17 protein-coding genes and 1 tRNA gene are annotated in these 12,601 nt (G+C 52.4%); 8 read left to right on the top strand and 10 right to left on the bottom strand.

Going from position 1 to position 12,601, the window contains the following annotated elements; genetic code table 11:
- Nucleotides 1–16 precede the first annotated feature (16 nt).
- A tRNA-Asp gene (locus tag QKW35_RS14075) sits at nucleotides 17–93 on the bottom strand.
- Nucleotides 94–497: 404 nt separating this feature from the next.
- On the opposite strand from QKW35_RS14075, the gene syd reads away from it, so the two are divergent.
- Both syd and QKW35_RS14065 read left to right on the top strand, forming a co-directional pair.
- The gene (gene syd, locus QKW35_RS14070) at nucleotides 498–1,073 is read left to right on the top strand and encodes a SecY-interacting protein (protein WP_282354034.1); all 576 of its coding nucleotides are present in this window, start codon (nucleotides 498–500) and stop codon (nucleotides 1,071–1,073) included.
- A gap of 4 nt (nucleotides 1,074–1,077) precedes the next feature.
- Entirely contained in the window at nucleotides 1,078–1,644 is a 567-nt protein-coding gene (locus QKW35_RS14065; protein WP_282354032.1) for a YajG family lipoprotein, read from the top strand.
- A gap of 49 nt (nucleotides 1,645–1,693) precedes the next feature.
- On the opposite strand, the gene QKW35_RS14060 is transcribed toward QKW35_RS14065, so the two are convergent.
- Nucleotides 1,694–2,362: a DNA-3-methyladenine glycosylase I gene (locus QKW35_RS14060; RefSeq protein WP_282354031.1), complete on the bottom strand. Its 669-nt coding sequence runs from the start codon at nucleotides 2,360–2,362 to the stop codon at nucleotides 1,694–1,696.
- 18 nt (nucleotides 2,363–2,380) lie between these two features.
- Entirely contained in the window at nucleotides 2,381–2,806 is a 426-nt protein-coding gene (gene msrB, locus QKW35_RS14055; RefSeq protein WP_282354030.1) for a peptide-methionine (R)-S-oxide reductase MsrB, read from the bottom strand.
- 158 nt (nucleotides 2,807–2,964) lie between these two features.
- On the opposite strand from msrB, the gene QKW35_RS14050 reads away from it, so the two are divergent.
- The 3 genes from QKW35_RS14050 (at nucleotide 2,965) to QKW35_RS14040 (ending at nucleotide 4,906) form a co-directional block, all read left to right on the top strand.
- Entirely contained in the window at nucleotides 2,965–4,182 is a 1,218-nt protein-coding gene (locus QKW35_RS14050; RefSeq protein ID WP_282354029.1) for a pyridoxal phosphate-dependent aminotransferase, read from the top strand.
- A 201-nt stretch (nucleotides 4,183–4,383) separates the two neighbouring features.
- Complete coding sequence (locus QKW35_RS14045; RefSeq protein ID WP_282354028.1) at nucleotides 4,384–4,755, top strand: hypothetical protein; 372 nt, start codon at nucleotides 4,384–4,386, stop codon at nucleotides 4,753–4,755.
- The gene (locus QKW35_RS14040) at nucleotides 4,718–4,906 is read left to right on the top strand and encodes a hypothetical protein (protein WP_282354039.1); all 189 of its coding nucleotides are present in this window, start codon (nucleotides 4,718–4,720) and stop codon (nucleotides 4,904–4,906) included. The genes QKW35_RS14045 and QKW35_RS14040 overlap by 38 nt, the downstream gene beginning before the upstream one ends.
- Before the next feature lie 63 nt (nucleotides 4,907–4,969).
- On the opposite strand, the gene QKW35_RS14035 is transcribed toward QKW35_RS14040, so the two are convergent.
- Together QKW35_RS14035 and QKW35_RS14030 are read right to left on the bottom strand one after the other, a co-directional pair.
- The gene (locus QKW35_RS14035) at nucleotides 4,970–5,446 is read right to left on the bottom strand and encodes a 3'-5' exonuclease family protein (protein WP_282354027.1); all 477 of its coding nucleotides are present in this window, start codon (nucleotides 5,444–5,446) and stop codon (nucleotides 4,970–4,972) included.
- A 15-nt stretch (nucleotides 5,447–5,461) separates the two neighbouring features.
- Nucleotides 5,462–6,367, bottom strand: a complete 906-nt coding sequence (locus QKW35_RS14030; protein ID WP_282354026.1) for a class I SAM-dependent methyltransferase — start codon at nucleotides 6,365–6,367, stop codon at nucleotides 5,462–5,464.
- 169 nt (nucleotides 6,368–6,536) lie between these two features.
- Here QKW35_RS14030 and htpX point away from each other — a divergent pair, with 169 nt between their 5' ends.
- On the top strand, nucleotides 6,537–7,412 hold the full coding sequence (gene htpX / locus QKW35_RS14025) for a protease HtpX (RefSeq protein WP_282354025.1): 876 nt from the start codon (nucleotides 6,537–6,539) through the stop codon (nucleotides 7,410–7,412).
- A gap of 122 nt (nucleotides 7,413–7,534) precedes the next feature.
- A complete protein-coding gene (locus tag QKW35_RS14020) occupies nucleotides 7,535–7,879 on the top strand; it encodes a c-type cytochrome (protein WP_282354024.1) in 345 nt (114 codons plus the stop codon).
- A gap of 279 nt (nucleotides 7,880–8,158) precedes the next feature.
- On the opposite strand, the gene QKW35_RS14015 is transcribed toward QKW35_RS14020, so the two are convergent.
- From QKW35_RS14015 to pdxB, 5 genes are all read right to left on the bottom strand, one after another.
- Nucleotides 8,159–8,725 carry a hypothetical protein gene (locus tag QKW35_RS14015; RefSeq protein ID WP_282354023.1) on the bottom strand — a complete coding sequence of 189 codons (567 nt, stop codon included), beginning with the start codon at nucleotides 8,723–8,725 and terminating at the stop codon, nucleotides 8,159–8,161.
- A gap of 70 nt (nucleotides 8,726–8,795) precedes the next feature.
- Complete coding sequence (locus tag QKW35_RS14010; RefSeq protein ID WP_282354022.1) at nucleotides 8,796–9,047, bottom strand: hypothetical protein; 252 nt, start codon at nucleotides 9,045–9,047, stop codon at nucleotides 8,796–8,798.
- Between the two features lie 45 nt (nucleotides 9,048–9,092).
- Nucleotides 9,093–10,205, bottom strand: coding sequence for an ATP-NAD kinase family protein (locus QKW35_RS14005; protein WP_282354021.1), 1,113 nt, complete (start codon nucleotides 10,203–10,205; stop codon nucleotides 9,093–9,095).
- Nucleotides 10,206–10,216: 11 nt separating this feature from the next.
- Nucleotides 10,217–10,927, bottom strand: coding sequence for a flagellar brake protein (locus QKW35_RS14000; protein WP_282354020.1), 711 nt, complete (start codon nucleotides 10,925–10,927; stop codon nucleotides 10,217–10,219).
- Between the two features lie 83 nt (nucleotides 10,928–11,010).
- Nucleotides 11,011–12,144 carry a 4-phosphoerythronate dehydrogenase PdxB gene (gene pdxB, locus QKW35_RS13995; RefSeq protein ID WP_282354019.1) on the bottom strand — a complete coding sequence of 378 codons (1,134 nt, stop codon included), beginning with the start codon at nucleotides 12,142–12,144 and terminating at the stop codon, nucleotides 11,011–11,013.
- 131 nt (nucleotides 12,145–12,275) lie between these two features.
- On the opposite strand from pdxB, the gene QKW35_RS13990 reads away from it, so the two are divergent.
- Nucleotides 12,276–12,524, top strand: coding sequence for a hypothetical protein (locus QKW35_RS13990; RefSeq protein ID WP_282354018.1), 249 nt, complete (start codon nucleotides 12,276–12,278; stop codon nucleotides 12,522–12,524).
- The last annotated feature ends 77 nt before the right edge of the window (nucleotides 12,525–12,601 follow it).

Below are 12,601 nucleotides of genomic sequence, written 5' to 3'. Positions count from 1 at the left end.
GCACGTTGTGAGTAAGTGGCGGAACGGACGGGACTCGAACCCGCGACCCCCTGCGTGACAGGCAGGTATTCTAACCAACTGAACTACCGCTCCTTTTTCACAAATTGTTGCCATACTGGCATCAACCTGCGCCGTACTGGGCTACTGCCCTGTAACGGAGTGCGAATTTTACGGAATTTGATTTGCTTGTCAAACACTTAATTGAAAAAAATTTCTTTTATTTCTAAATGCTTAAAAGCTGTTCAATTCTGATCAATCCTTCATCAGAAACAGCGCAAAAATGCCTGCTTACTGTACAGCTCCCAGAAAAACAGGCTTCCAGAATTCACTCCCGAAAACCGAACCGCTATTTTTAAGCACTAGGCAACTCAGACCCAATAGAAAAATTTCGTTCCCGTGAAGAGAGATTTTCGCTGAGAACTCTTCACTGTTACTTGGACGCCAAAAACCGGAACGGATAGAGTAACAAGCAGGATACCTACGAATAAGATTCAGACATGTCAGATAATTCAGTTTCAGCGGCACTTGATCGTTTTATAAACCGCCAGCAGCAATGTCAGCCCAAACCACCAAAAGCTATCTATGATCCCGAGTGGCAAAGCGCTTGCTATCAGGTAGAACCAACAGAACATCCACAACCTAACGCACAGGTCCCTTGGCGCCCGGTCAGACAAGAAGAAAACCACAGCATGTTTCAGCGTCTTAGTGAAGCGCTGGAGGTTTCTGTGCACCCGGATCTGATTGCCTTCTACAGCCGGTACTGGTCAGATCCGTTGCCCGCCCGTTCATCTGACGGTGAACTTAGCCTACTCCAGGTCTGGAACGACGATGACATGGAACGTTTGCGCAGCAACCTGATCGGACACGCCCTGATGCTTCGCAAACAGAAACGTCCACTGACATTTTTTTTCGCCTGCACGGAACCCGATGGCGATTATTTTCTCAGTATCGATAATGAGACCGGTGTGGTACTACTGGAACAGCCGGGTAAGAAGCCATTACGTAAACTGGCCGACTCGCTGGCAGATTACCTTGATACGCTGGAACCACTTAAGATTCCCGACATGGAGTAACACGATGATCAAAGCGCTTACTGCAACTGTACTGGCGGCTGCCATCCTGTCCGGCTGCTCTGGCCTTCCCGCCCAGAATCTGGATCTGCACCCAAAAGTCACCTCGGCGCAAAAATTGCCTGCTGACACCGTGGTGCTTGTAAAAGGCGTGGATACCCGTAAGTCAGCATTGGTCGGTAAACGTATCGATCGCCTGAAAAACACTGCGCCACTCTCCTTGATTGACGCTCAGGAACAATTGGAACATGCGGTTGAACACGCTCTGGAAGATATGGGCGTGACTCAGTTCCAGCAAGGTGAGTTCACGCTGACGGTGTATCTGGACGAGCTGTCCTACGACGCCACCATGAAAAACCTCCTGCAGGAAGTTCAGGCCCGCACAACGCTACGTCTGAAGATAGAGAAAGGTGGTGAGTTTTATATGGGCAAGTACCAAACGCAAACCACCAAACCGTTTGTGAATACACCCACACCGCAGGACAACGAAGAACTCTTCAACGAGCTGGTTGGCGAGACACTGAGTCGGGCCTTTAAAGACCGCAAGCTGATGGATTTCCTGTTGTTCAAATAAGCAACGCATCCACGATCAAAAAAGGCCGCTTTCAGAGCGGCCTTTTAGGTTACCAACCGACAGTGTATGAAAGTAACCGGCTGATTTGCGACATCGGTCGCCCTGATTCCTGCTGCCACTGATTAAAGGCATCCTGCACTTTCTGCAGATCACGCTTTGCCGTTGGCTTCTTATCGATTACACCCTGCGCCTTAAGAGCCGCAACAACATCATCGGTCAGAATAAACGTATCCTTTCCGATCATGCGCAGAAAGTACGGACCGGAGTTACCGCCCAACTGCGAACCCTCTTTCTTTAGGAACGCCCACAGTGAGATCACATCATCCTCAGGCCACTGTGCCAGGAAACGGGCAAAGCTGCCCTCCTTCTCGGCAATGCTGCTCACCATAAACGCGTTAGTCCGTACCGCCTTGATCTTACCCCAGTGACGAATAATCTTATCGTTCTGCATCATGTTTTCGAGCTGCTCGTCGCTCAACAGGCTGATCTTTTCCGGATCAAAACCAAAGAAGGCTTTTTCAAACTCCGGCCATTTGCCATCAACCAACGTATGCTTCAGACCTGCCCGAAAAACCCGCCGCATCATATCCGAGAGAATTCGATCGTCCGACACCGCTGCCAGCTGCTCGCGCGTTAATGGTTGCGGCAGCATTGCCTCAATATCCTCACCCGCTTTATGGTTTTGAGCATGCTCGTAAATCCATTTGAACGATTTCATAGAGACTAAATTTCCCCTTTAGTTTTCTTCGGTATCGTCTGATTCAGGTTTGAAACCCAACGAAGCGGAGTTGATACAATAACGAATGCCCGTTGGTTTAGGGCCATCCGGGAATACGTGCCCCAGGTGGGCATCACAACGGGAACAAGTCACCTCGGTACGCACCATACCGTGCGATAGATCGCGATGTTCATCGATCATGTCTGGGTCACCCGGTTGCCAGAAACTTGGCCAGCCACAACCCGAATCGTATTTGTTGTCGGACTCAAACAGTGGCGCCCCACAACAGGCACAAGTATAGGTACCTGCTTCGTAATGCTTGTTGTACTTCCCGGTAAACGCCCGTTCAGTACCTTTTTCCCGACAAATACGGTACTGCTCCGGTGACAGCTGTTCACGCCACTCCTGTTCGGATTTCGTTACTTTTTTAGAATCGTCACTCATATCCCACTCCGGTTGAGGCATCTAAATGGCCGGTTCATGCGCTCTTTGGGCTGTTTTTACCCTATTAAAGCGCGTATTATTACGCATCTTTTTATTTGAGCGATAACAGTAGCTTGCGTTCACTTTTTGACGCTGCGCACGCTATTCAGGACAACAAGATGCCAGTAATCCGCAAATCCAACAAGCTGATCAACGTCTGTTACGATATCCGTGGACCAGTGTTGCAGGAAGCCAAGCGCCTTGAAGAGGAAGGCCACCGTATCCTGAAACTCAACATTGGCAACCCGGCGCCGTGGGGCTTTGATGCACCAGAAGAGGTAATTCAGGATGTGATCTACAACCTGCCCGCCTCCCAGGGTTACTGTGATTCCAAAGGTTTGTTCTCCGCCCGCAAAGCGGTGATGCAGGAGTGCCAGCGAAACGGCATCCGTAATGTAGGTATCGAAGACATTTACATCGGCAATGGCGTGTCCGAGCTGATCGTCATGGCGATGCAGGGCCTGCTGAACGATACCGACGAGATGCTGATCCCGGCACCGGATTACCCACTGTGGACTGCGGCCGTAAGCTTGAGTGGCGGCAACCCGATCCACTACCGTTGTGACGAGCAGTCTGACTGGGCTCCGGATATTGAAGATATCCGCAGCAAGATCACCGATCGTACCCGTGGCATTGTTATCATCAACCCGAACAACCCTACCGGCGCTGTATATCCGGAAGAGGTTCTGAAGCAGATCGTCGAACTGGCACGTGAGAAGAATCTGATCATCTTCGCCGACGAGATCTACGACAAGATTCTGTACGATGAAACACAGCACGTGTCTATCGCATCACTAACCGATGATGACGTACTTTGTATCACCTTCAACGGTCTGTCCAAGACCTATCGCGCAGCAGGATTCCGTTCCGGCTGGATGATTGTCAGCGGCCCGAGACACCAGGCACGTGACTACATCGAAGGTCTGGACATGCTGGCCAGCATGCGCCTGTGCTCCAACGTCCCAACGCAGCACGCCATCCAAACTTCTCTGGGCGGCTATCAGAGCATCAACGAACTGACCTGCCCGGGAGGCCGTCTGTACGAACAGCGCAACCTGGCGTGGGAGATGCTGAACGATATTCCTGGCGTGAGCTGCACGAAACCGGCAGGTGCGTTGTACCTGTTCCCGAAACTGGACGCCAAGAAGTACAACATCAAGAACGATGAAAAAATGGCGTTGGACCTGCTGCAGCAACAGAAGGTACTGATCGTACAGGGCAGCGGCTTTAACATGCCGGACACTCAGCATTTCCGTCTGGTATTCCTGCCACGGGAAGATGATCTGACAGATGCGATAGACCGTATCGGCGCGTTCCTGCGCAACTACGAGCAGTAATCCCCTTCAGATCTTCGAAAAATTCAAACGGGCAGTAAAACACATCCACTGCCCGTTTCTCTTGTAAGCCTCTTAATTCCCACATAGCAAAATACACGCGACTTAAGACCAAACATCCTTCTACACTGTAAGAGCACTGTCATATGCCCGCAATAGAATGCGTGCAGACGTAAACCACCATCTTGCTCTCAGGAATAATCGATGTTTATCAAGATCAGAAAAAACTGCGGTATCTACATGGAACACAACGGCTTGGAAAAGCGCCACCTGGTTCCTGTCACCTCTAACTTCCTGATCAATCTGAGCCATGTAGCGGAAGTTTCCTTCTACACCATCAAGGAAAGCAAAACCCGTTTCGATCTGGAACACCATGAGCTGACCGTACCGGTCAACACCCGCGTGATTCACTTGCAGATGAGCTATCTGTACGGCTCTTACAAAGAAACCGTGCGTGAAACCAAAGGCCGACTGGTCGAACGTTGCTACTATAAGTTGTACTTCATGCCTGAAGAGCTGGGTCAGTACTCTGCGCTGCGTGAACAGATCGAAAACCTGGTGCTCAATCAGGATTAACTCAGCCAAGCGCAACAAAACGGATATTTCTGAACTGCGCGACAACTTCCCGCTGGAAGTATTGGAGCTTGCGGGCCTCTCCAGCAGCGTAACCGCTGAGCTTGCTGAAGCTCTTGAACTGGAATCAGGTCTCGAAGGCCTGGCCGACTAAGGCGCACCGCACCAATAGCAAAAAGGCGACCTGATGGTCGCCTTTTATGTGTCTGGCAAATGCTTAATCGTTTTCGGCCTGCTCGGAGGTCACAGCCTCAACCGCGATGATCAGGTCTTCCACATCCTGCATCGCACGATGACGGCGGAACTGACCACGGGCAATAAAGCGATATTGAATCAGCTGCTCTGCGGTTAACAACTCATCCAGACCCGCAATCCTGAAGGAGGGTTGCTTGCCGATCGCTTTAAACAACCTCTGAATCCAGAAGGAATCAAACTCCAGCGCATCACTGATCAGGGTTTCACCGTCCAACGTATCGTTAAGGCGGTCACAGGCCTCCTCAGCGCTGATACCTTCAGCGACCAACCGCTCACGATCAAGGCCATGCAACTCTTCAGCAAATTCATCCCAGTAGCGCCAGTGGGAGACACTATCCGGGTTGATAAAGAAATTGTCACTGCGGCCAGTCGCCGGGCATCGCCACGCCACCTCAATCGGGTAGGACTCTGCACTCAGACCACTTGCCTCCAGATCCATGAAAATCACATCCACTTAACCTTCCCTCGTATACAACAGCACCTTCAATCCCTTTTCAGGCTCCGCTTCCGGGAAATCATCCGGATTTTTCAACCGCTCAACAAAACTGAAATCCGGACACTCCTCCAGCATCAGACTCTTAAGAAAGTCTGTCCCCAGCTTCGGGTCATTATGACACGCCATCACCCGGCCATGTTCCGCCACCAGCTCCGGCAACCGACGGATCACCTTACGATAGTCTTTTTCTGCAATGAAGCTCCCCTTCTGGAAGCTTGGTGGATCGATCACAATCAGGTCGTAAGGCCCAAGCTGACGGATACGCTTCCAGGAGCGAAACAGGTCGTACGCCAAAAAGGTCGCGCGCTCTTTTTCAAATCCGTTCAGACGGTGATTCTGGCGACCGGTTTCTATAGCACTGCGCGACATATCGACGTTGACAACATGTTCTGCACCACCGGACAGTGCTGCTACCGAGAAACCACAGGTGTAGGCAAACAAATTAAGTATACGCTGCCCCTCGGTGTTTTGCTGAACCCAGCGGCGTCCTTCACGCATATCCAGAAACAAACCACTGTTCTGGTTGCGAGAAGGCTTGATGTGGTAACGCACACCCAGTTCAGTCACTTCAGACTGCTCTGGCACCTCACCCCATGCAACATGATTTATCGCATCCTGGCCGCGCGCCCGTTGCTGCACCACCAGCCCGGTAATAACTTCAAACTGGCGCATCGCTTCACAGAGCTGGTCCAGCCAGTCGGCTTCCACAGCCTTGTACAAACGGATCACGGCATAAGGCGGTAACCAGTCGATCACCAGATCTTCCAACCCCTCATAGCAGTGGCCACGGCCATGGAAGAGCCTGCGGGTTTCGTTACCGGCATTAGCCAGGTTCTGGTGTATGGAGTCTAATATGCGCTGCATGCTAATCGCTGTCACAAAAAGCGCCGATTATAGTGCGCGAAATAGGCAACCTCCAGTCTGATGGTCTAAAGATGATTAACAATGCTTGAAACTTGTTGACCGAGCCTATATCTAACAGGACGATAACAATCTCATTGTGAGCAACCCAACAACTGGAAGCCCCAACACCATGATGCGTATAGCGCTTTTCCTCGTAACCAACATCGCGATTTTGATCGTCGCCAGTATCACCATGAGTGTACTGGGTGTAGACCGCAGTACCCTGTCAGGCCTGCTGGTTATGTGTGCCCTTTTTGGCTTTGGCGGATCCTTCGTCTCTCTGTTCATTTCCAAATGGATGGCGAAGAAATCCACCGGAACCCAGATCATCGAGCGAGCAAGCAATGCCGATGAGCAGTGGCTGCTGGATACCGTCGCGGAACTGTCCCAGAAAGCGGGCATCAAGATGCCGGAAGTGGGTATTTTCCCGGCGCAGCAGGCAAACGCCTTCGCCACCGGCTGGAACAAAAACGACGCCCTGGTTGCTGTGAGCCTTGGTCTACTGCAGCGCTTCCGCCCAGAAGAAGTACGTGCAGTCCTGGCTCATGAGATCGGTCACGTAGCGAACGGCGACATGGTCACCCTATCCCTCGTACAGGGCGTGGTGAACACCTTTGTGATGTTCTTTGCCCGAATCGCCGCATCCGTTGTTGATAACTTCCTGAGTGGCGATGAAGAAGGCGAAAGCTCGGGTGGCGGTATCGGCTACTTCGTGACCGTCATCGTATTTGAGCTGTTGTTCGGCATCCTGGCCTCCATCGTGGTGTCCTGGTTCTCCCGCTACCGTGAATACCGCGCGGATGAGGCTGGGGCAAACCTATCCAGCAATCACGCCATGATCGGTGCACTGCAGCGCCTGAAAGCAGAATACGAAATGCCGGATCAGATGCCGGATCAGATGCTGGCGTTTGGGATCAGCAGCCATCTGAAACAAGGTTTCATGAGCCTGCTGGCAAGCCACCCACCGCTAGATCAGCGTATCGCAGCACTGCAGGCACGCGGCTAAACACCGCTGTGGAACAACTCACTAAACAGGGCCTTAAATACAGGCCCTTTTTTATTGGGCCGTGCTTCAGGTTCAGGCAAATAGCGCGTTGACAGCTATACTCCACCTAACGGAGGAACACGATGCTAACCTACCGAACACTTCTACTCGCTATCGCACTTAGCTGCCTGCCACAGGCAACTCTGGCCCAAGAAGACAGCCGCGACGTTGGGGCTGTGCTTTCTCTCTGCAGTCACTGTCACGGCACTGAAGGTGAACCGGGTGTTCCCGGCTGGCCTCCCCTGCCCTCACTGGAGCGTGACGTTCTGATCGAGAAATTAAAGGGTCACCGTTCGCTGCCGGATTACACCAGCACCATGGCGGCGGTCACTGCGGAACTGACCGATGAGCAAATAGAGTGGATTGCAGACTACTTCACCGGTCTTCCCACTAGAGGGGAACAGCCCCTGAGCACACTGAAAAAGTAGCGTTCGCCTGTAACCTAGGGTCTCTTGTATCGATCTTTCTTAAACCACCGGTCCAGGGAGCATTAGATGGAGCTTCAGATACCAGCCCGCCCGCGTCGACCTGATCGACAACTGACAATTTAATAGCGAGGGAATAATCGCGCTGAGTGCGCTCAGTTCCTGATTTCATATCGCCTTCCGATTTGATGCTCGAAAAGTGTCAACACTATTCAGGACGGGACACAGACATTAAAAAGGGCCTGCTAAGGCCCTTTTAGTAACATCAGAGGATGTGACGACTTACAGGCCGTTCATTTCCTTGAAGCGCTTAACCAGGGCAACCGGCTCTTTCTTCTTGTTGGACTTGTTCAGGACAAATACAACAGTCTGACCCTGTGGGCCTGCGCCGATCTGAGTGAAGCGGTATGGAGCTTCGCCTACTTCACGCAGGTCTTCCATATCTTCCAGGCTGTTGAATACGTACAGACGACCGTCTTCACCACGCATTTCGCCGTAGAAGTCTTCAGCAGCTTCCATCTTGCCTGCGAACATTTCAACACCAGCGATGCCGGACAGTTTCTTCTTATCCTTACCCATCAGGCCGTGAACCAGAGTTTCACCGTGTGGGCCACCACCGATGAATACTTTACGGTAAGAAGTTTCGCCTACTTCCAGGAAGGACTGGTATGTTTTGAAATCGTCGAATACGTAGTAGCGACCATCCTGTGCCACTTCGTACAGGTCATCGTTGTTCAGCTTAGGCGCTTCTGCAACTGGTTTAGCTTCTTCCTTAGTCGCGGTGGACTGGCAACCTACAACGCTCATCAGGGCGCCAGCAACAACAGCACCAGCAATCAGTTTTTTCATCACAAGCCTCTTGAAGTCAGTACGATAAACTTTGCGCAAGACTGTACAGGGGGTTTATGACAGAACGGTTTCAGGAAGATTCATCCAGTAAACTGAACGAAAGAAAGGTTGATAGTAAGCCAACAAAGATAAACATAGGCAGGGACGGCTGGAGCAGACAGACGGACGCTGCTGACAACCAGATGTAGCGAACCTTCTTCCGCTTTTTTCGGTGGTCGCTGGTGAACTGGCGGCGATAGAAATGGCTTTCATCCGGCGTCCGGTCCTGCATCCAGCCGGGTGCAAGAAGCATCAACAGGAATTTCAACCAGTGGGAAAACATATCGCCGCTCCACTTGATAGCTCAATAGTCAGCTTAGTGGGCAGATTATAAATCTGCCACACGGTAGAGGACGGAATCGTGGTAACCGGTACGCACCGGAATGACACCCGCCAACATTTTATTGACCTGCGCATCACCACTGTCAACGATCAGCGGACGGCCTTCCAGCTCATGCAGCTTGGTTTTAGTCGCCACGACAATCATATTGTCTTTACCCAAACGGGTTAACAGCGCGGGGCTCAGTTGCTGGTTACCGCGGCCGATGATATGACCCTGACCACCGATCACGGTGATCACCAGTTTGGCTTCCACACCGTCAGTCAGCTCCAGCAGTTGTTCAGCGGTGCAGTCTGCAGCAATCACTTCGCCATTCTCGATCACATCTACGCCCAGCAGTGTATTACCCAGGCCCAGCTCGTCCATGATCGCCTGAACAGTAGTACCGGAGCCCATGATGTAACGTACATCGTCTTCCATGCCTTCAACAAAATCGGCGGCAATGTCGTCCAGCACCAGCTCTTCGCTCTCTTTAGCACCGTTCTTTACGCTTTGCAGGTAACGATGCTCCTGTGGCACCTGCAGCTCGCCGTAGTACTTGGCACGCACCACACCGGTACGGAACGCTTCTTCGTCTATATCGCGGACTTCCTGGTCACCCAAGGTCACCAGCTCGCCTTTCACCAGCATGGCAACGATCTCGCCCGCCGCCTTAGGCGTTACGGCGTAAACCCCCGAGTGTATCTTCACACCCGCCGGGATTCCCAGTACCGGGAAGCTGTCATCCAGGGAGTTGCAGATGTTGCGGGCGGTCCCGTCACCACCGGCAAACAGAATCAGGTCTACACCGTGCTCTACCAGCGTTTTCGCCGCTTTCTCGGTGTCGTCAGCGGAGGTCTGGCCGGAAGTAATTTCACCCACAACCTCAGGCTCGAAACCAGCCTCACGCGCTGCGTGCTCACCCATCTCTGCCGGATAGGTGACCAGCTTAAGATCCAGGCCTTTTAATACTTCCAGCGCCTGCAGTGTGCGCATATTTGCCTTGGGTTCTGCCCCCAGTTCCAGCGCCTTGCGCGCGGTCTCTTCGCCGTCACTGCCTTTTAACGCAACGCTGCCACCCACCCCTGCCAGTGGATTTACAATTAAGCCCAGTCTAAACACTTAACGTACCTCTATCCCAGGTCATCAATGCTCCCGGTTTCAATCAGGAACTGTTGATAAACAAAACTTGCCAGTATCAGGCGGGTATCCTCATCCAATTCAAGGAACTCCACCCCATGTCGGTATACGTTTACCGGTTCGCTTTCGATCTGATGCACATTGCGAATCACGATCGGTGCCAGTACGACCTGATCGATGCCGGCCACACTGACGCGCATGGTGACAAAGATCCGGTCTCCGACATTGCCTAACGGAGACGATACCTCAACACAGGCCCCCACCAGTGAGATATCAGTACAGAACCCGCTGCACGGCCAGACGCCAACAACGGAGCTACCTTCTTCGTACTCGTCCAGGGACACCTTGAGGTTCACCGGCACCCGCGTGTGTTTGCGGATACGACGCACCTCAAGCTGCTGTGGATACTCCAGATGCCAGTACGTAAAAGGGGTGTTCTGTATCTTCAGAATTCGCGAGCTAAACGCCGCGATATAGTTTCCGGTGATCATACGCGCGGTCAGGCGTTGCCCCTCCTTTACCAGAGGCACTCGACCGCTTGCAGATGCGCTGACCATCAGACTGACACCTTCCTTGTAGCCCAGCAATTTTGAACTGATACGACCTACGGGCGAACGCAGCTCCAGCTGGATCTTTTCACCCACCTGCGGTTTCAGTTCGGCCAGGCCTGGATTCTCGGGAAGCTTTTTAAGCGCTTCTGTCATCGGTATCAGTCTTTCTACGGAAGGTACAACAAAGGGCAGCTAGCTTAAGGGATTTTAAGTTTCGCTGCGACTTTTTGATGACTTCAACTTACTTTGAATCCCAGCGCCTTCAACTGCTCGCCCAGGGCTGCGCTGGTCACACCGGATACAGTCAGTGAGCTGAATTCCCGGCGCTGCGGGTACTGCTTACGCAAGCGGTCAAAATCGACCGCCCGCGCTTCTTTAGTGCCCTGAAGCGTGCGGCGTAGATCACGATCATCCCGGTAGGGGTCGTACCGCAAACGGATCAGTTCAAGCGCTGTTACCTGATCGTTTACCGTCACTTCACCTATCGCCGGTGCTGGCAGGAAGTCTTCCAGTGTTTGGGCCGGCTCAAGCCCCAACGCCCGGCAGCACGCTTCGTACAGCATAAAGGTCCCTCGAATCTTACCGTCGTGGCTGTAACCGGCGATGTGCGGAGTGGCGATCTCGGTCAACGCGGCCAACTCGGGATCAACCACCGGCTCGTGTTCCCATACGTCCAGAATCAGGGTGATATCGTCGCGCTGCTGTTTAACCTTAAACAATGCGGCGTTATCGATGACCGGACCACGTCCTGCGTTGAGCAGGATTGCCCCGTGATTCAGTCCACTCAGTTCCGCAGTTGAAAGCAGATGATGACTCGGGTGTTCACCGGTGCGGGTCAGCGGTGTGTGCATACAGATGATGTCAGCCTCCGCCAACAGCTGCTCCAGCGGCACAAAACCGGTATCGCCTTTAGCTTCACGAGGCGGATCATTGAGCAATACCTTATAACCCAATCCTTCCAGGCGATGTTGCAGACGGCCACCGACATTACCGACACCTATAATGCCCCAGGTGCGGTCTGCCGGATCGAAGCCCTGCGTCTGTGCCATGTGGAATACAGAACTGAGTACGTATTCAACCACCGCGTCAGCATTGCAGCCTGGAGCACTGCTAAACGCGATATCACGACGCTGAAGATAATCCGTATCGATATGGTCTGTGCCGATCGTCGCCGTACCCACAAACTTCGGTGATGCCTGTGCCAGCAGTGCCTCGTTCACCTGCGTGACCGAGCGCACCAGTAACAGATCGGCTTCGGCGACCTGTTCGGCACTCATAGTGCGCCCTGCAACCCGTTTTACACTGCCAAAGTCGGCGAAGATTTCCTCCACCAGCGGCATATTTTCGTCTGCTACGATGTTGAATTTCATTTACCCTACCAAATCGCCCAAAAGCGCCGAGAATATGGGCTTTGAGACTTTACAAATACACAAGTTTCAGGCTCAATTCGCCGACTTAATTTTTCCACTTCTCCCCTGGTTCATTAAACGGTAACACAGAGTTGATCGTACGCTGGCGAAAACAGCACGAATACTGCATCGTGCGTCTCTATCAGGATCTGATTGGCGACTGGGTCGTCACTCAGTGCTGGGGAGATAGTACCTGCAACGACAGCACTGTGACACATACGGTTACCCATTCCTACCAGGCGGCCCGCGATCTGCTGAAAGAGATCAACCGCGAACAGAAAAAACTCGGCTTTCGTTCCGCCAAACGCGACGAAATTCAGCTGGGTTTTGACTTCGGTTAACGCCTTCCCAACCCATTACTACTAAAGTCCGAATGGCATTATTTTTTGTAGTGTTATTCTTCGGGGTAGGACACCCC

The sequence above is a fragment of the Pontibacterium granulatum genome, from assembly GCF_029961155.1.
Taxonomy (GTDB): Bacteria; Pseudomonadota; Gammaproteobacteria; order Pseudomonadales; family Balneatricaceae; genus Pontibacterium; species Pontibacterium granulatum.
Note: the sequence above shows the minus strand (reverse complement) of the source record. Positions and strands in the feature narration are given on the sequence as shown.

Bases quoted from the DNA above. Each gene is read 5' to 3' on its own strand.
- syd (WP_282354034.1), top strand. From the start codon at position 498: ATGTCAGATAATTCAGTTTCAGCGGCACTTGATCGTTTTATAAACCGC.
- QKW35_RS14065 (WP_282354032.1), top strand. From the start codon at position 1,078: ATGATCAAAGCGCTTACTGCAACTGTACTGGCGGCTGCCATCCTGTCC.
- QKW35_RS14060 (WP_282354031.1), bottom strand. From the start codon at position 2,362: ATGAAATCGTTCAAATGGATTTACGAGCATGCTCAAAACCATAAAGCG.
- msrB (WP_282354030.1), bottom strand. From the start codon at position 2,806: ATGAGTGACGATTCTAAAAAAGTAACGAAATCCGAACAGGAGTGGCGT.
- QKW35_RS14050 (WP_282354029.1), top strand. From the start codon at position 2,965: ATGCCAGTAATCCGCAAATCCAACAAGCTGATCAACGTCTGTTACGAT.
- QKW35_RS14045 (WP_282354028.1), top strand. From the start codon at position 4,384: ATGTTTATCAAGATCAGAAAAAACTGCGGTATCTACATGGAACACAAC.
- QKW35_RS14035 (WP_282354027.1), bottom strand. From the start codon at position 5,446: ATGGATCTGGAGGCAAGTGGTCTGAGTGCAGAGTCCTACCCGATTGAG.
- QKW35_RS14030 (WP_282354026.1), bottom strand. From the start codon at position 6,367: ATGCAGCGCATATTAGACTCCATACACCAGAACCTGGCTAATGCCGGT.
- htpX (WP_282354025.1), top strand. From the start codon at position 6,537: ATGATGCGTATAGCGCTTTTCCTCGTAACCAACATCGCGATTTTGATC.
- QKW35_RS14020 (WP_282354024.1), top strand. From the start codon at position 7,535: ATGCTAACCTACCGAACACTTCTACTCGCTATCGCACTTAGCTGCCTG.
- QKW35_RS14015 (WP_282354023.1), bottom strand. From the start codon at position 8,725: ATGAAAAAACTGATTGCTGGTGCTGTTGTTGCTGGCGCCCTGATGAGC.
- QKW35_RS14010 (WP_282354022.1), bottom strand. From the start codon at position 9,047: ATGTTTTCCCACTGGTTGAAATTCCTGTTGATGCTTCTTGCACCCGGC.
- QKW35_RS14000 (WP_282354020.1), bottom strand. From the start codon at position 10,927: ATGACAGAAGCGCTTAAAAAGCTTCCCGAGAATCCAGGCCTGGCCGAA.
- pdxB (WP_282354019.1), bottom strand. From the start codon at position 12,144: ATGAAATTCAACATCGTAGCAGACGAAAATATGCCGCTGGTGGAGGAA.